The sequence below is a fragment of the Pseudomonas sp. F-14 TE3623 genome (genome assembly GCF_053629015.1).
The window spans coordinates 5,467,689-5,484,324 of the sequence record NZ_JBRJHM010000001.1 but is presented as its reverse complement, the minus strand read 5'-3'; the positions used below and the strand labels follow the sequence as shown (position 1 = coordinate 5,484,324).

The 16,636-nt window shown below is 56.8% G+C and carries 14 protein-coding genes, 2 tRNA genes, 2 rRNA genes and 1 pseudogene; 11 read left to right on the top strand and 8 right to left on the bottom strand.

All coding sequences use genetic code 11. The features are described 5' to 3' along the window. The first annotated feature begins 70 nt into the window (after nucleotides 1–70). The 5 genes from AB7M29_RS25505 (at nucleotide 71) to mrdA (ending at nucleotide 5,746) form a co-directional block, all read left to right on the top strand. Nucleotides 71–147, top strand: a tRNA-Ile gene (locus AB7M29_RS25505). A 9-nt stretch (nucleotides 148–156) separates the two neighbouring features. Then, nucleotides 157–232: transfer RNA gene (locus tag AB7M29_RS25500), tRNA-Ala, on the top strand. Between the two features lie 229 nt (nucleotides 233–461). Beyond that, a 23S ribosomal RNA gene (locus AB7M29_RS25495) occupies nucleotides 462–3,353 on the top strand. A 158-nt stretch (nucleotides 3,354–3,511) separates the two neighbouring features. Beyond that, a 5S ribosomal RNA gene (gene rrf / locus AB7M29_RS25490) occupies nucleotides 3,512–3,627 on the top strand. A 226-nt stretch (nucleotides 3,628–3,853) separates the two neighbouring features. Next, nucleotides 3,854–5,746, top strand: a complete 1,893-nt coding sequence (mrdA, locus tag AB7M29_RS25485; protein WP_217857319.1) for a penicillin-binding protein 2 — start codon at nucleotides 3,854–3,856, stop codon at nucleotides 5,744–5,746. Nucleotides 5,747–5,882: 136 nt separating this feature from the next. On the opposite strand, the gene AB7M29_RS25480 is transcribed toward mrdA, so the two are convergent. The 4 genes and pseudogenes from AB7M29_RS25480 to AB7M29_RS25465 all read right to left on the bottom strand — a co-directional run. Beyond that, nucleotides 5,883–6,137 carry a DUF1652 domain-containing protein gene (locus AB7M29_RS25480; protein ID WP_052963080.1) on the bottom strand — a complete coding sequence of 85 codons (255 nt, stop codon included), beginning with the start codon at nucleotides 6,135–6,137 and terminating at the stop codon, nucleotides 5,883–5,885. 151 nt (nucleotides 6,138–6,288) lie between these two features. After that, a complete protein-coding gene (locus tag AB7M29_RS25475) occupies nucleotides 6,289–6,690 on the bottom strand; it encodes a lysozyme inhibitor LprI family protein (RefSeq protein ID WP_454248268.1) in 402 nt (133 codons plus the stop codon). A gap of 94 nt (nucleotides 6,691–6,784) precedes the next feature. Next, nucleotides 6,785–7,183 (bottom strand): GFA family protein, encoded by a 399-nt coding sequence (locus AB7M29_RS25470; protein ID WP_225923205.1) that lies wholly within the window; start codon nucleotides 7,181–7,183, stop codon nucleotides 6,785–6,787. Between the two features lie 24 nt (nucleotides 7,184–7,207). Beyond that, nucleotides 7,208–8,125 (bottom strand): annotated as a pseudogene (locus AB7M29_RS25465) (ADP-ribosylglycohydrolase family protein); the annotation flags it as partial. Between the two features lie 199 nt (nucleotides 8,126–8,324). Here AB7M29_RS25465 and AB7M29_RS25460 point away from each other — a divergent pair. After that, nucleotides 8,325–8,810 carry an SRPBCC family protein gene (locus AB7M29_RS25460; protein ID WP_007907615.1) on the top strand — a complete coding sequence of 162 codons (486 nt, stop codon included), beginning with the start codon at nucleotides 8,325–8,327 and terminating at the stop codon, nucleotides 8,808–8,810. A gap of 538 nt (nucleotides 8,811–9,348) precedes the next feature. Here the strand turns inward: AB7M29_RS25460 and AB7M29_RS25455 are convergent. Beyond that, nucleotides 9,349–10,278: an AraC family transcriptional regulator N-terminal domain-containing protein gene (locus AB7M29_RS25455; protein WP_454248267.1), complete on the bottom strand. Its 930-nt coding sequence runs from the start codon at nucleotides 10,276–10,278 to the stop codon at nucleotides 9,349–9,351. A 204-nt stretch (nucleotides 10,279–10,482) separates the two neighbouring features. Between AB7M29_RS25455 and AB7M29_RS25450 the strand changes: the two genes are divergently transcribed. Genes AB7M29_RS25450 through AB7M29_RS25440 form a run of 3 tightly spaced genes read left to right on the top strand, consistent with a single transcriptional unit; the run spans nucleotide 10,483 to nucleotide 12,399 of the window. Beyond that, nucleotides 10,483–11,220 carry an SDR family oxidoreductase gene (locus tag AB7M29_RS25450; protein ID WP_217857315.1) on the top strand — a complete coding sequence of 246 codons (738 nt, stop codon included), beginning with the start codon at nucleotides 10,483–10,485 and terminating at the stop codon, nucleotides 11,218–11,220. 31 nt (nucleotides 11,221–11,251) lie between these two features. Then, complete coding sequence (locus AB7M29_RS25445; RefSeq protein ID WP_123720437.1) at nucleotides 11,252–11,509, top strand: Atu4866 domain-containing protein; 258 nt, start codon at nucleotides 11,252–11,254, stop codon at nucleotides 11,507–11,509. 53 nt (nucleotides 11,510–11,562) lie between these two features. After that, entirely contained in the window at nucleotides 11,563–12,399 is an 837-nt protein-coding gene (locus AB7M29_RS25440; RefSeq protein ID WP_217857314.1) for an SDR family oxidoreductase, read from the top strand. 41 nt (nucleotides 12,400–12,440) lie between these two features. On the opposite strand, the gene inhA is transcribed toward AB7M29_RS25440, so the two are convergent. Further along, nucleotides 12,441–13,127: an isonitrile hydratase gene (gene inhA / locus AB7M29_RS25435; RefSeq protein ID WP_454248266.1), complete on the bottom strand. Its 687-nt coding sequence runs from the start codon at nucleotides 13,125–13,127 to the stop codon at nucleotides 12,441–12,443. A gap of 91 nt (nucleotides 13,128–13,218) precedes the next feature. On the opposite strand from inhA, the gene AB7M29_RS25430 reads away from it, so the two are divergent. Further along, nucleotides 13,219–14,211, top strand: a complete 993-nt coding sequence (locus AB7M29_RS25430) for a GlxA family transcriptional regulator (protein ID WP_454248265.1) — start codon at nucleotides 13,219–13,221, stop codon at nucleotides 14,209–14,211. On the opposite strand, the gene AB7M29_RS25425 is transcribed toward AB7M29_RS25430, so the two are convergent. Continuing rightward, on the bottom strand, nucleotides 14,180–15,082 hold the full coding sequence (locus AB7M29_RS25425) for an alpha/beta fold hydrolase (protein WP_217857311.1): 903 nt from the start codon (nucleotides 15,080–15,082) through the stop codon (nucleotides 14,180–14,182). The genes AB7M29_RS25430 and AB7M29_RS25425 overlap by 32 nt on opposite strands. Nucleotides 15,083–15,140: 58 nt before the next feature. Next, nucleotides 15,141–15,530 carry a hypothetical protein gene (locus tag AB7M29_RS25420; RefSeq protein WP_454248264.1) on the bottom strand — a complete coding sequence of 130 codons (390 nt, stop codon included), beginning with the start codon at nucleotides 15,528–15,530 and terminating at the stop codon, nucleotides 15,141–15,143. Nucleotides 15,531–16,215: 685 nt separating this feature from the next. Between AB7M29_RS25420 and AB7M29_RS25415 the strand changes: the two genes are divergently transcribed. Next, nucleotides 16,216–16,590, top strand: a complete 375-nt coding sequence (locus AB7M29_RS25415) for a DUF6124 family protein (protein WP_454248263.1) — start codon at nucleotides 16,216–16,218, stop codon at nucleotides 16,588–16,590. Nucleotides 16,591–16,636 lie beyond the last annotated feature (46 nt).

The following is a 16,636-nucleotide window of genomic DNA, read 5'->3' as shown; positions in this document are numbered from 1 at the left end:
AAGAAGACGATAGAAGCAGCTTTAAGCTCCAAGCTGATAGCTCAACGCTAACAGTTACGCGCTCGAAATTGGGTCTGTAGCTCAGTTGGTTAGAGCGCACCCCTGATAAGGGTGAGGTCGGCAGTTCGAATCTGCCCAGACCCACCAATTTTGTATGGGGCCATAGCTCAGCTGGGAGAGCGCCTGCCTTGCACGCAGGAGGTCAACGGTTCGATCCCGTTTGGCTCCACCATTAACTGCTTCGAAACGTTTGAGAGTTTAGAAATGAATATTCCGCTGTGAATATTGATTTCTAGTCTTTTGATTAGATCGTTCTTTAAAAATTTGGGTATGTGATAGAAAGATAGACTGATGGCCACTTTCACTGGTGGTGATCAGGCTAAGGTAAAATTTGTGAGTTTAATCGCGAATTTTCGGCGAATGTCGTCTTCACAGTATAACCAGATTGCTTGGGGTTATATGGTCAAGTGAAGAAGCGCATACGGTGGATGCCTTGGCAGTCAGAGGCGATGAAAGACGTGGTAGCCTGCGAAAAGCTTCGGGGAGTCGGCAAACAGACTTTGATCCGGAGATGTCTGAATGGGGGAACCCACCTAACATAAGTTAGGTATCTTAAGCTGAATACATAGGCTTAAGAAGCGAACCAGGGGAACTGAAACATCTAAGTACCCTGAGGAAAAGAAATCAACCGAGATTCCCTTAGTAGTGGCGAGCGAACGGGGACTAGCCCTTAAGTGGCTTTGAGATTAGCGGAACGCTCTGGAAAGTGCGGCCATAGTGGGTGATAGCCCTGTACGCGAAAATCTCTTGGTCATGAAATCGAGTAGGACGGAGCACGAGAAACTTTGTCTGAATATGGGGGGACCATCCTCCAAGGCTAAATACTACTGACTGACCGATAGTGAACTAGTACCGTGAGGGAAAGGCGAAAAGAACCCCGGAGAGGGGAGTGAAATAGATCCTGAAACCGTATGCGTACAAGCAGTGGGAGCCCACTTTGTTGGGTGACTGCGTACCTTTTGTATAATGGGTCAGCGACTTATTTTCAGTGGCGAGCTTAACCGAATAGGGGAGGCGTAGCGAAAGCGAGTCTTAATAGGGCGTCTAGTCGCTGGGAATAGACCCGAAACCGGGCGATCTATCCATGGGCAGGTTGAAGGTTGGGTAACACTAACTGGAGGACCGAACCGACTACCGTTGAAAAGTTAGCGGATGACCTGTGGATCGGAGTGAAAGGCTAATCAAGCTCGGAGATAGCTGGTTCTCCTCGAAAGCTATTTAGGTAGCGCCTCATGTATCACTGTAGGGGGTAGAGCACTGTTTCGGCTAGGGGGTCATCCCGACTTACCAAACCGATGCAAACTCCGAATACCTACAAGTGCCGAGCATGGGAGACACACGGCGGGTGCTAACGTCCGTCGTGAAAAGGGAAACAACCCAGACCGTCAGCTAAGGTCCCAAAGTTATGGTTAAGTGGGAAACGATGTGGGAAGGCTTAGACAGCTAGGAGGTTGGCTTAGAAGCAGCCACCCTTTAAAGAAAGCGTAATAGCTCACTAGTCGAGTCGGCCTGCGCGGAAGATGTAACGGGGCTCAAACCATACACCGAAGCTACGGGTATCACTTAGGTGATGCGGTAGAGGAGCGTTCTGTAAGCCTGTGAAGGTGAGTTGAGAAGCTTGCTGGAGGTATCAGAAGTGCGAATGCTGACATGAGTAACGACAATGGGTGTGAAAAACACCCACGCCGAAAGACCAAGGTTTCCTGCGCAACGTTAATCGACGCAGGGTTAGTCGGTCCCTAAGGCGAGGCTGAAAAGCGTAGTCGATGGAAAACAGGTTAATATTCCTGTACTTCTGGTTATTGCGATGGAGGGACGGAGAAGGCTAGGCCAGCTTGGCGTTGGTTGTCCAAGTTTAAGGTGGTAGGCTGGAATCTTAGGTAAATCCGGGATTCTAAGGCCGAGAGCTGATGACGAGTGTTCTTTTAGAACACGAAGTGGTTGATGCCATGCTTCCAAGAAAAGCTTCTAAGCTTCAGGTAACCAGGAACCGTACCCCAAACCGACACAGGTGGTTGGGTAGAGAATACCAAGGCGCTTGAGAGAACTCGGGTGAAGGAACTAGGCAAAATGGCACCGTAACTTCGGGAGAAGGTGCGCCGGTGAGGGTGAAGCATTTACTGCGTAAGCCCACGCCGGTCGAAGATACCAGGCCGCTGCGACTGTTTATTAAAAACACAGCACTCTGCAAACACGAAAGTGGACGTATAGGGTGTGACGCCTGCCCGGTGCCGGAAGGTTAATTGATGGGGTTAGCTAACGCGAAGCTCTTGATCGAAGCCCCGGTAAACGGCGGCCGTAACTATAACGGTCCTAAGGTAGCGAAATTCCTTGTCGGGTAAGTTCCGACCTGCACGAATGGCGTAACGATGGCGGCGCTGTCTCCACCCGAGACTCAGTGAAATTGAAATCGCTGTGAAGATGCAGTGTATCCGCGGCTAGACGGAAAGACCCCGTGAACCTTTACTATAGCTTTGCACTGGACTTTGAATTTGCTTGTGTAGGATAGGTGGGAGGCTTTGAAGCGTGGACGCCAGTTCGCGTGGAGCCAACCTTGAAATACCACCCTGGCAACTTTGAGGTTCTAACTCAGGTCCGTTATCCGGATCGAGGACAGTGTATGGTGGGTAGTTTGACTGGGGCGGTCTCCTCCTAAAGAGTAACGGAGGAGTACGAAGGTGCGCTCAGACCGGTCGGAAATCGGTCGTAGAGTATAAAGGCAAAAGCGCGCTTGACTGCGAGACAGACACGTCGAGCAGGTACGAAAGTAGGTCTTAGTGATCCGGTGGTTCTGTATGGAAGGGCCATCGCTCAACGGATAAAAGGTACTCCGGGGATAACAGGCTGATACCGCCCAAGAGTTCATATCGACGGCGGTGTTTGGCACCTCGATGTCGGCTCATCACATCCTGGGGCTGAAGCCGGTCCCAAGGGTATGGCTGTTCGCCATTTAAAGTGGTACGCGAGCTGGGTTTAGAACGTCGTGAGACAGTTCGGTCCCTATCTGCCGTGGACGTTTGAGATTTGAGAGGGGCTGCTCCTAGTACGAGAGGACCGGAGTGGACGAACCTCTGGTGTTCCGGTTGTCACGCCAGTGGCATTGCCGGGTAGCTATGTTCGGAATAGATAACCGCTGAAAGCATCTAAGCGGGAAACTAGCCTCAAGATGAGATCTCACTGGGACCTTGAGTCCCCTGAAGGGCCGTCGAAGACTACGACGTTGATAGGTTGGGTGTGTAAGCGCTGTGAGGCGTTGAGCTAACCAATACTAATTGCCCGTGAGGCTTGACCATATAACACCCAAGCAATTTGCTGACCTGAAAAGGCACCAGATTGCGGTGTGTGAAGACGAAACGAACCGAAAGTTCGAGATACTCACAAAACACCAAACTATCGCATACCCATTCGCTGGAGCGTGAGCCGCAAGGCAAACGAGCTGGCTACCGAATTTCTTGACGACCATAGAGCATTGGAACCACCTGATCCCATCCCGAACTCAGCAGTGAAACGATGCATCGCCGATGGTAGTGTGGGGTTTCCCCATGTGAGAGTAGGTCATCGTCAAGATTAAATTCCGAAACCCCTATCTGCATATGCAGGTAGGGGTTTTGTTTTGTCCGCAGGAAAGTGTCGTGGAGGCTATCCCAGGTAATAGCTGCATTGTTCATGAAGTTTCGGTGGAACGGACGCTAAAGTAACCACGCCGTTTTTGGTATGGTGCAGCTCGTTTTTTAACGGACTGATTTCAAGCCTACGAATCGGCCTCCTCTACAGTCAAAGAGCCGCTGCAGAAATGCCTGAACCAATACCAATCAAGGACCACGAAAAAGAGACGCGCCTGGTCAATAAAAGACTGATGGCCTGCGCCTTGTTCGTCGTTGCTATTACCTGCGCGCTGGTGGTGCGGCTGTATGTTCTGCAGGTGGTCGAGTATGACTACCACTCGACGATCTCCGAAAACAACCGCGTACACGTATTGCCGATCGCCCCTACCCGCGGGTTGATCTACGACCGCAACGGCGTGCTACTGGCGGACAACCGGCCCAGTTTCAACCTGACCATCACCCGCGAACGCGCCTCCGACGTCAAAGAAGAGCTGGATGAGGTGGTCAACCTCCTGCACCTGCCGGCTGAAGACCGCACGCTGTTCGACAAGGCGATGAAGCAGGCTCGACACCCCTTCGTGCCCGTCACCTTGTTCTACGAACTCAGCGAAGAACAAATCGCGGTGTTGGCAGTCAACGAATTCCGTTTGCCAGGGATCGACGTAGAACCACAGTTCGTTCGCCACTACCCGATGGGTGCACACTTCGCACACTCGATCGGCTATGTCGGCCGCATCAACGAGAAAGAATCCAAAGCCCTGGATACGGTGGAGTACCGTGCCACCCAATCCATCGGCAAGACCGGCATCGAGAAATTCTACGAGCCCGAGTTGCACGGTCATGTGGGGTATGAAGAAGTCGAGACCAACGCCCAGGGTCGCGTGCTGCGAGTGCTCAAACACACCGATCCGGTCCCCGGCAAAAACATCGTATTGAGCCTCGACGTCAAACTTCAGGAAGCTGCCGAGGAGGCGTTGGGCGATCGCCGTGGCTCGGTGGTTGCTCTCGATCCCTCGACTGGTGAAGTGCTGGCCATGGTCAGTAAGCCAAGCTTCGACCCGAACATGTTCGTGACGGGCATCAGCTTCAAGGAGTACGCGGCGCTGCACGATTCCATCGACCGGCCGCTGTTCAATCGTGTGCTGCGTGGGCTCTACGCGCCGGGTTCGACCATCAAGCCGGAAGTGGCGATCGCCGGCCTCGACGCCGGGGTGGTCACCCCGCAGACCCGCGTCTTCGATCCGGGTTATTACCAGCTACCGGATTTCGATCATAAATACCGTAACTGGAACCACAGTGGCGATGGCTGGGTGGACATGGACGCGGCGATCATGCGCTCCAACGACACCTACTTTTACGATCTGGCGCACAAGCTGGGCATCGACCGTCTGCACGACTACATGGCGATGTTCGGCCTCGGCGAGAAGGTCTCACTGGACATGTTCGAAGAGTCTGCGGGGTTAATGCCATCCCAGGCCTGGAAACGCGCCACGCGCCGTCAGCCGTGGTTCCCTGGCGAGACAGTGATCCTCGGCATCGGCCAGGGTTACATGCAGGTCACGCCGCTGCAGTTGGCCCAAGCGACTGCACTGATCGCCAACAAAGGTGTATGGAACCGACCACACCTGGCCAAAACGGTGGATGGCGTAGCGCCGGTGGACGAGCATCCGATGCCGAACATCCTCCTCAAGGATCCGCGTGACTGGGAGCAGGTCAACCACGGCATGCAGATGGTGATGCACGATGCTCGCGGGATTGCCCGAGCGGCAGCGGTGGGGGCTCAGTACCGCATCGCCGGCAAGAGTGGGACCGCGCAAGTGGTGGCGATCAAACAGGGTGAGCGCTACAACCGGGCGAAAACCCTGGAGCGTAACCGCGACAACGCCTTGTTCGTCGGTTTTGCCCCGGCCGAACATCCGAAGATTGTCATCTCGGTGATGATCGAAAACGGCGAGGCCGGCGGTCGAGTTGCCGGTCCTGTGGTGCGGCAGATCATGGATGCCTGGCTACTCGATCAGGACGGTCACCTGAAACCGCAATACGCCGTGCCGAGCAAAGCACCGGGCGACCCTCACGTCTAATGATCAAGGCTTCACAGCACAGGCTCACGATGCTGGGACCGATTGGCGCAATTGGTTTGAAGATATTTCCCGAAAAAAACCGTCGTAACCCGACGGGCGTGCGCCGCACCACCGTCGTGGTGCGGCGCGCACCGGTTCAGCTGAAAAACTTCGGATGAATGCCTTTGTGAGCTGCGATTTCTTGCCGCATATCAGCCACCAGCGATGCGATCGCGTGGGGGCTGTCCAGTGTCCATACCGGAACATGGGTGGCCACCAGATCCACTTTGCCAGTCATGCAATCGCAGACCCGAATTGTCATGGACTGATCCGCTTCCAGGCTGCAGGTGCATACGGCGGGCAGAAAACTGTGCTCAATGATGTTTTGAATTTCCAGGGTTGAAAGGAACATCGCTACCTCCCTCACGCCAGATGTGTGGCCGGGCAAATGCTCCGTCATTCACCCTTAGCCCGAAAATTCTAATCCTGAATAGAGGGTGTCTCAAGACCGTAACAGGTTGCTCGTCGTCTCATCGGCTGTCGCAATTCGCGACAAAACCACATCAAGCCCCAGGCACCGGACAGCTCAAATCCCCTTCCTGACACTTCAAGTAAGTCTTGAACGCCTCGACCCGCGCCTTGGTCAGTTCAGTGCTGCAGTTGCTATGGATCAGCGGATACACACTGCCTCCCGCCACCCCGGACGCCGAGAACTTGCACTCGGCGTCGCGAAACGCAATCCATGAGCGCTGCGCACCGATCAACAGCTTTTTCGCGTCGGGGCTGTCCTTCAATCGCGCGGTGATCTGCTGATAAAGCGCATTCAGCTCCTTGTCGGCCGCCTTGTTCTGCTGCGCCGCGCACTGATTCATCGTCGTCTGGTCAGTGGCATTGTCGCAGTCAATGGCATGCGCAAAGGGGGTAAACAGCAGCAGCGTCAACGCAAGGAGAAAACGTGGGGGCATGGGAGGTTCGCTGTGATGATGGAAAGTTTGAATGCAGTGTAGCGCGGCGCCGCCAGCCAACAAATCAGAGTCTGGCGCGGTGTAATCCGGAAAACTATGTCTGCCACTCCGGACATTTCTCATTCGATTCATATTCAAGCCAGGACACGTCATGGGACGTCCAGATATGAGCCTGAGGTGTCATTTTCGGATCATCGTCGAGCGTCGCCACGCGAACGATTACATGAGGTTGGGCCAAGCGCTCTGCCATCAGATGCGATCCGCAGATCGAACAGAAATGCCGAAGCTTGCCCGGCGACGACTCATAGGTGCTTAGCCGGTCCTGTCCTTTTATCCAGTGAAAATGCTCACGCATGACCCCGGCCGTCGAGACGAATGCTGCTGCGTGTGCCTTGCGACAGGTGTGGCAGTGGCAGTGACTGATGGGCATGTCGAGGCTATCAAGTTCGTATTCGATGGCTTTGCACAAGCAGCTGCCATGCAAGTTATTCATGGGGATTTTTCCTGGTTGCGTGGCTGATATGTCGGCAGCAGTGGCTGCCCGAAGCAGGGCGTCAGCCGTGGCTTCGATGTCTTCGCGCATGTGCAACTTTGCCAGCCAGCCGTCAGGGATGGCCTGCACACCGTAGTGGGCTCCGGCCAACTGGCCGACGATGGCGGCAGTGGTATCGGCGTCGTCGCCCAGGTTTGCGGCTTCGAGGATGGCGGCTTCAAAACTGTCAGTGTGATGAAAGCACCACAAGGCCGCTTCCAGTGATGCAACGCAGTAACCGGTACCGCGAATATCGTCTTTGGATTTTCCGAGGTAATCGCCTCGGGCGATGCTCGCGACCTTCGGTTCCACGAACGTCGTCTCTGGCAGGCTCTGCAAATCCGGCTTGGGCGCGCCTTGCAATGCCTTGCGGATCAGATCGGCAAGTAACTGACAGCATTCAAGTGCCTCCGGCGCCGCATGGGTAGTGCGCGAACTGTCTGCGGAAAACCTCCTGATCCGGTCAAGGTCGGGAAAGTAGTACAACACTATTGGCGCTAACCGCATCAGCGAACCGTTACCGGCCGTATAGGGATCGGTGGATCCCGCGAATGGCTGACCGGTTTGCTGATAACGAGCCAGCGCCTCACGGACGGTCATGCCGATGTCGAAGCATTCGCCGGTCGAACTCAGGTAACCCTATTGCCACCAGTTGAGATAACGGCCCATTTGGTCGGCCGCATCAAACCCTTTTTTGTTCAGCAGACTTTCGGCCAGGCAAAGTGCCATGGAGGTGTCATCAGTCCATTGCCCCGGCTTCAGATTGAAAGGACCACCCCCAATCATGTCGGTCAGAGGCTTAAACGAGCCGCGCGTTTGGAATTCGGCACGGGTGCCAACGGCATCCCCACAAGCAAGCCCCAGCAGGGTTGCGCGATAACGTTCCGTGAGTGAAGGCTGCATGAATCTTCCTTGTAAGGGTTCCACGTCGTTTCAAACGTTAGCAGTTTCAGACCGTTGACTCCCCCCTTCAAACCAGAACTTATGGCCAAAACTGAGGCCGAATATTTCAGGTACGGGTGATTGCCGCACCCGTTTGATACAACTTTAAGGTTGGTCTTATGGTCTTTACAGGCCTACTGTTCAATACAGGAGGTGACTTATGAACCCAGCATCAGATCGCATCGAAAGGAAGATCCTGCTCAAGGTGCCGCGCTCGCAGGTCTGGCGCGTGCTGGCCAATGCCGAAGCCTTTGGGCAATGGTTCGGCGTGGCACTCGAGGGCAAGCGTTTTGTCGCCGGCGAGTGGACCCAGGGGCAGATTACTTATCCTGGTTATGAGCACTTGTTGTGGAATGTACTGGTGGAGCGGGTCGAGCCGGAGCGCGTGTTTTCGTTTCGCTGGCACCCGTATGCAGTCGAACCCGATACCGATTACTCCCAGGAGCCCACCACGCTGGTGAAGTTCGAACTCCAGGATATGGACGAAGGCACGTTGTTGACGGTCGTCGAGTCCGGTTTCGATCACATCCCTCAGTCGCGCAGGCTCAAGGCGTTCCGCATGGACAGCCGGGGTTGGGATGAGCAGATGAGCAATATCGAAAAATTTCTGGTAGACACCAAGGACCATGAGCGTCAGGGAGGTTAATGGCTGCAGGCCACGACACTCGTGGCTTCAGCCCATGATGACTGATTCGTCTAAGGGTTTTCGGAAGGGCGGCTATAGCGAATGTCTTACACGCGGTAGTAGCTATGTCGTCTATTGCAGATTGGATCCCAAGCGTAATCTAGCCTCATCAACTGAAGCACAGGAAGTGCTCCAGGGTCACGGATGATCGACCATAGCAAGGATCGCTGCCGACAGGGAGTCGATATGGTCTTGGGAAAAACCCGCTTCGGCGGGTTTTTTTTCGTCCGCAGAAAACTGCAGTTGCTACAAGAAGGGCAGGTTTCAGGTGCTGAATGGTCAATGGCTTACATGTAGTCGATGGTATGTCGTCTTTTGAAGCTTCACCGATACGTCTAATCTGGATCCATCAACTGAAGCACAGGACGTGCTCAGGATCACGGATGATCGACCATACGCCAGGATGGCTGCCGACAGGATGTCGCATGGTCTTGAGAAACCCGCTTAGGCGGGTTTTTTTATGCCCTTGAATTGCCTGATTCTGGCGAACACAAAACTGCTAAATCGCCTGAGCGCGCAGCCGGGCGATGTCCTTGCTCGGCGAGGCGCCAAACAGACGGCTGTATTCACGACTGAATTGCGAAGGGCTTTCGTAGCCCATTTTGTAGCCGATTGACGAAACATCACTGTTCTCCAACAACAGCAGCCGTCGCGCTTCCTGCAAGCGCAATTGCTTCTGGTATTGCAACGGGCTCATGGCTGTCACCGATTTGAAGCGGTGATGCAGCGCCGAGGTACTGAGATTGATCATCTGCGCCAGGTTCTCGATGCTCAGGGGTTCGGCGTAATGGTTGTTCAGCCATTCGATAGCACGGCTGATGCGGTGGGTCTGGGTGTCGGGTATGGCGATTTCATGCAAGCGCTGGCCCTGCTCGCCGCGCAATAACCGATAGAAGATTTCCTGCTGCGCCAGTGGTGCCAGGGGCGCGATGTCGTCCGGGGTTTCCAGCAACCTCAGTAGCCGCAATACGGCATCAAGCAAGGGCGCGTCGATTCGATCCAGAAACAGACCACGTCCAGTCGTTCTCACCCCGGGTACCCCGATTGGGCTGACGTCGGCGATCAAACGGCAGATCTGCGCCGGGTCAATGTCCAGACGCAAACACAGATAAGGCCGATCCGGGCTGGCCTCGATCACTTTGCCGGCCAAGGGCAGGGTGACCGACACCACCAGGTAATTGAGCGGGTCGTAAATATAGCTTTCAGCGGCCAGGCGTACTTCTTTGCGTCCTTCGACAATCACGCACAGTCCCGGTTTGTGCACTGTGTGCAGGTCTTCGGTGGGATGGTCGCTGCGGATCAGGTGCAAGTCTTTGATCGGCGTGGCATGAACGCCGTATTCCGGGGCGAAGCGCTTCATCAGGCTCACCAGCTCGGCGCGCCGAACGTCGACGCCGTCTTGGGCATCCGCGGAAATAGAAGTCGTCATGCTGAACAATCTCCCTGGCCGAAGGTTGAGTCGGGCTAGTAAAACCGATTGCGCGCGTGTCGGCCAGCATCGGTTTCGCTGCTACAGGATCGTGCAAGAACCCAGGAGAAACCGGCTAACGAAACCCATCGAAGCGTCCCTAATCTGGACCTGTCGCAACGTCCCCATCCGGGATGTTCCAGTCACCAGAACAAGGGAAAAGTCATGTCCAACATTCAAGGCAAAGTGGTTGTCATTACCGGCGCCAGCAGCGGAATCGGCGAAGCCAGTGCACGTCTTCTGGCCAGTCAGGGCGCCCATGTGGTTCTCGGCGCCCGACGCGTCGATCGCCTGGAAACACTGGTCGCAGAACTCAATGAATTTGGCCGGAGCGCAGCGTTCAGGGCGGTGGACGTCACACGCCGCGATGATGTGCAGGCCTTCATCGATTTCGCCGTCGAGCGCTTTGGCCGGGTCGATGTAATCGTCAACAACGCCGGAGTCATGCCCCTGTCGAAACTCGAGGCGCTGAAGGTCGAGGAGTGGGACCGGATGATCGACGTCAACATCCGTGGCGTCCTTCACGGCATCGCTGCCGGGTTGCCATTGATGCAGCGTCAGCGCTGCGGCCAGTTCATCAACATCGCCTCCATCGGTGCCTACACCGTCAGCCCGACCGCCGCCGTGTATTGCGCCACCAAATTCGCCGTGCGTGCGATTTCCGAAGGCTTGCGTCAGGAAGTCGGTGGCGATGTGCGAGTCACGGTGATTTCCCCCGGCGTGACCGAATCCGAACTGGCCGAGAGCATTTCCGATGCCGGCGGCCGCGCCGAAATGCGTGAATTCCGCAAGATTGCCATTCCTGCCGAGGCTATCGCCCGAGCCATTGCCTATGCCATCGATCAGCCGGCCGATGTGGATGTCAGCGAATTGATCGTACGGCCGACGGCCAGTCCGTTTTGAACCGGCACTTATTGAAGTCGGGAGAACTGAAATGACCAAACCATCAGGCAATCAAGACCAATACGTTGGCCTTTGGGTCACCGCCGACGGCGTGATCCGCCACCAACTGCTGCCCGGCGGGCGCTACGACGAGGCGCGCGGCCATCGGGAAAGCGCCTATCTGGGCCGCTATTGGCTGGAGGGCGACCACATCGAATATGTCGACGACACCGGTTTCACGGCTGACGGCGACTTTCGCGACGGAGTGCTCTACCACGCCGGGATGGTGCTGTACCGCCGGCCGGAGTGACGCGTCATCGTTTTTGTCGAGCAAGTCATGCACTGAAACAGAGGAACCTACCCATGAAAAACTCTCCTAAAACCTGGTTTATCACCGGCGCCTCGAAGGGCCTCGGCCTGGCCCTCGCGCAACAGGTGTTAGCCTTGGGTGATCGCGTCGCCGCCACCTCCCGTAACCTCGGGGAGCTGCAGGCCGCCAGCGAGCGCTTTCTGCCGCTGCAAGTCGATTTGATGAATGAATCCAGCGTGGCCAGTGCTATCGCAAGCACCGTTGAAGTCTTCGGCAGTCTTGATGTCGTCGTCAACTGCGCCGGTTACGGCCAGCAGGGCACCTTCGAAGCGCTGTCGGACAGCGAATTGCGGCGCAATTTCGATGTGAATCTGTTTGCGCCGCTTAATGTATTGCGTCACGCCTTGCCGCAGTTGCGGGCGCAGCGCAGCGGGCACGTGATCAATATCTCGTCGATTGTCGGCTTCGATGGCGGTTATGCCGGTTGGGGCAGTTACGTGGCGAGCAAGTTCGCCCTCGGTGGTATGACCGAAGCGCTGGCGGCAGAGGTTCAGGAGTTGGGAATCAAGGCCACCGTGGTTTATCCGGGACCGGTGCGTACGGGGTTTCTGTCCAGCGCTTCACTGGCTGTTGCCGAGCGCAGGATTGATGATTACACCGCCGCGCAAGCCTCACTGGACCTGCACCAGAACACTCTTGATGGTCAGCAGGCCGGCGACCCGGACAAGATTGCCTTGGCAATCATCCAGGCGGCCAATGTCAGTGAGCCGCCGCTGCACTTGTTCATGGGCCAGATTGCGGTTGACCTGGCGCAACAGAAAATCGCACAGGTGCAGCAGGACTTGAACCAGTGGAAAGCCATTTCGCTGGCAACAGATTTTCCGGCCTGAGTGACTGGCTGCGGGGGCAATAGCTCCCGCAGCCGTTTCTTTCACTGGCGGGCGAGTTTCGCCGCTGCACGTTCGGTGATTTCCGAGCGCAATTTCAACGACGCGGCAGCGCGTTTGCGGGCTTCATCCAGCACGCTGACCGGCGCTGTCTCGGGACTTCCCGAAGCAAACGGCGGCGCCGGCGCGTATTCCAACTGCAACTGCACCAGTTGCGCCGTGTCCTTATCGAACAGTTCAGCCGCCAGGGTCAGGGCAAAATCGATCCCCGCGGTGATCCCGCCACCGGTCAGCAGATTGCCGTCGCGCACCACCCGATCGTTCACCGGGATCGCTCCCAACACCTCGAGCAATTGGTGATACGCCCAGTGAGTGGTGGCACGTTTGCCCTTGAGCAACCCCGCCGCGCCAAGCACCAGCGCCCCAGTGCAAACCGAAGTGACATACTTTGCGTTAGCGGCCTGAGCCTTGATGAAGACCAGGGTTTCGTCATCCTCCATCAACGGCCCGACGCCGCTGCCGCCGGGAATGCAGATCACATCCAGTGGCGGGCAATCGTCGAAGGTTGTGGTCGGTTTCAACACCAGTCCGGTACTCGCGGTGATCGGGACCAGGTCCTTCCAGATCAGATGCACTTTCACGTCCGGCAGCGAGGCCAGCACGTCATAAGGGCCGGTCAGGTCCAGTTGTTGAAGCTGTGGAAACAACAGAAAACCGATCTGCAACGTCATGGCGTTTTTTCTCCTGGTTGGGGTGGACGACTTCACTGTAGGCTCGTAGGATCTGGCGCATACGCCAATAACCCCACGAATTACGCCAAACATGCCGAACAACCCGAAAACCATTCATGTGCTGGCCTTTGCCAATGTGCAACTGCTTGACGTCACCGGGCCGTTGCAGGTGTTCGCCTCGGCCAACGACATTGCTCGCCAGCAAGGTTTGCCACCGCCCTATGCACCGTCGGTGATTGCCTGCGGTGGCGGGGCGGTTATGTCGTCGGCGGGGTTGGCGCTGTTTGCGGAGTCGTTGCCGGATCAGGGCAGTGACACCTTGATCATTGCGGGTGGCTGGGGCGTTTACGCGGCGGCGAAAGACGAGCCGCTGGTGGCCTGGGTACGTGAGCACGCGACAGGGTGTCGGCGGGTGGCGTCGGTGTGTACCGGGGCGTTTTTGCTGGCGGCCAGCGGTTGGCTTGATGGCAGGCGGGTGGTCACACACTGGACCCGTTGCGAGCAATTGGCGCATCAGCATCCCAAACTCCAGGTCGAACCCAACCCGATCTTCATCAACGACGGCCCGGTCTGGACCTCGGCCGGGGTCACCGCGGGCATCGACCTGGCCTTGGCGATGGTCGAAGAAGACCTCGGCCGAACCATGGCCCTGGACGTCGCCCGGCAATTGGTGGTGTTTCTCAAGCGTCCGGGTGGTCAGTCGCAGTTCAGCGTTACCTTGTCTTTGCAAAAGGAAGGCAACCGATTCGACGACCTCCATGCCTGGATCAGCGAAAACCTCACCAAGGACCTCGGCATCCCGACCTTAGCCTTGCAGGCCGGCATGAGCGAGCGCAGCTTCGTCCGTCACTACCGCGCCGACACCGGCCAGACTCCGGCGCGGGCCATCGAACTGATTCGGGTCGAGACCGCGCGACGGCTGCTCAGCGACACCGGTGTACCGATCAAACGGGTCGCGGTGCAATGCGGGTTTGGCAGCGAAGAAACTTTGCGCCGCAGTTTTCTGCGAGCCATGGGCGTGACACCGCAAGCCTATCGCGAGCGGTTTTCCGTCAGTTCTCCAGCAGATCCAGTATTGCCTTGAGGGTCGCCTCGGGCGCTTCTTCGGCAATGTTATGCCCGACGCCCGCCAATACTCGGCGTTCATAAGGGCCGGTAAAGCGCTCGGCGTCTTCATCGATTTCAGAGGCGGGGCCTACACCATCATCGGCGCCGCACAGGGAAATCGTCGGCACGCTGATCACCGGTTGTTGGGTCAGCGCTTCTTCCATCCACTCCAGCGCCGGATCGCCGGGCGCATACATGAACCGGTGCCGGTACGAGTGAATCACCACCTCGACGAAGTCCGGATTATCGAAGAGTGGCGCGCTCAAGGGATAACGTTCGGCATTTTTGACCCAGGTCGGCGACCACAACTTCCAGAGCAGTTCGCACAGTGCCCGGCGGTTTTGGGTCAAGCCTTCAACACCGCGCGGGGTGTGGAAATAGTACTGATACCAGAGACGGTGTTCAGTCTCCGGATCCAGAGGCTGGGTGGAGTTGGGGATGTTCTGAAGGTTGTAGCCATCCCCGGTCACCAGACAGCGCACCCGCTCCGGCTTCAGCGCCGCAACAATGCACGCCGCCCGACCGCCCCAGTCGTAGCCGCACAAAGCAGCTTGTTTGATGGCGAGGGCGTCCATCAGGTCCAGCAAATCCTGGGCGAGGGCGGCTTGCTGGCCGGAGCGCAGTGTGTCGGGGGAGTTGAAACGAGTCGGGCCGTAGCCGCGCAGGTACGGGACGATAATGCGGTAGCCCTTTGCGGCGAGGACCGGGGCGATTTCGTCGTAGGCGCGGGGGGAGTAGGGGAAGCCGTGGAGCAGAATGACCGGGTCGCCGGCGCTGGGACCGTGCTCTTCGTAGGCGATATTGAGGCTGGGTGTCAGTGCGTATTGGATCTGCGCGTCATGGTTCATTTGACATTCCAGAGGGCTGTTTTGAGAGGCTGATTCAAATCGACTCGGGGCCTTTTCCTCAGGCTTCCACGTCCGCCACCTGATTGAAATACTTCGACCGATCCGGCGTAAACGTCACCATCATTTTGGTCCTGGAACAGGTCAACGCCCGTTCTGCGCTCAGATCAATATCCAGATCTTCCCCGCGCAACCCCTGCCATTGGGCGAGGTATTTGAGGGATCCGTATTTTTCGAGTTTCTTCAGGCTGCGGCTGACGCCACCTTTCCAGCCTAGCACCGGAAGTTCACCAGTGAGGCATTCTCGGGCGAGGTCGGGGAAGCGGACGGCGCGTTGGCGGCCGATTTCCCAGCATTTGATCAGACCTTTGTCGTGGCCCTCCCACAGTTCATCCCGGTTCAGGCCTGATCGGAGTGGGGTGTCGATGCTGCGATGGATGCGCTGGGTCATTCTGGTTCCTTGAATTCGGGTTTTGTTGGACAGCTCCGCTGTGCCCGTTGACGTGGATGGTAGGGACGGATGTAAGCGCTGGCAACAAAGTATTTCTGGATGTAGGAATGAGTGACTGCGTGTTGATTGGGCGAGTTTGTTTAATAAATGTAGGTGTTTGGCCTACACGATCCTGTGGCGAGAGGACTGGCCCCCGTTCGGTTGCGCAGCAGCCGTAAGCCCAGCAAATGCGGTGTTTCTGGAGGAATGTGGTTGTAGATTTCAGGGCCGCTGCGCACCCCGACGGGAGCACGCTCCCTCGCCACAGGAGGTCAGCAGTGTCAGATGGAGCGTGTTTAAGTTCATTGCGGGTAAGCCTCGGTCCTACAAAAAGTGTCGTAAAAGTGGATATTTCCGACGAGTCTTGGCGGTTGTAAGTGAGGAAAGGGAACCGATAGTCTTTCCGGGTCGCTGCCAATTCAGCGACCGGGTTTGGTCACCCGTGCAATGTCAGGCGTGCAAGCGCCAACGTGAGCATGTCGGCGCTTTTTCGTGCGCTTGTCGGTATGCTTCGCGGTGGGCTGTGCGCGGGGCACTTTCGAGTGCGCCGGGTGCCTGACTTCCCGGTTGACCAACCTGCGCACCGCCCACCACCCATCGTTTGGTCACGACGGTGGTGAGCTTCATGAATGTCAGGAGTTACACCATGATAAAAGACAGTCCCAATCCCCCAGAAACCGACGACGTTTCCCCCTACGAATCCCTCGATTCCAAAAAGCTCCACGACGCTGCCGAACGGGCGCTCGACCACTACCTCAAACCCGCCCCCAAAAAAACCGAAAGCCGCAAGCCAAGCAAAATGTTCATGGTTGCCCCGGACATGGACAACGAAAGCCTGCTCGCTCATGTCTGCGAATCACTGGCCTCAGCCAGCGTAATGACCAGCGACATTGCCGCGTATGTCGACGCCCCGCAGCGGCATACGCTCCTGGCGATTCAGCAGGTCATCATGCTGGCCGAGCTGGCGGTGAATCGGGTGCTCGATAACGTCGACGTGCCAAAGCCCACGCCACACAGCTGATCCCCTGTGGGAGCGGGCTTGCTCGCGAAAGCGGTGTGTCAGGCGA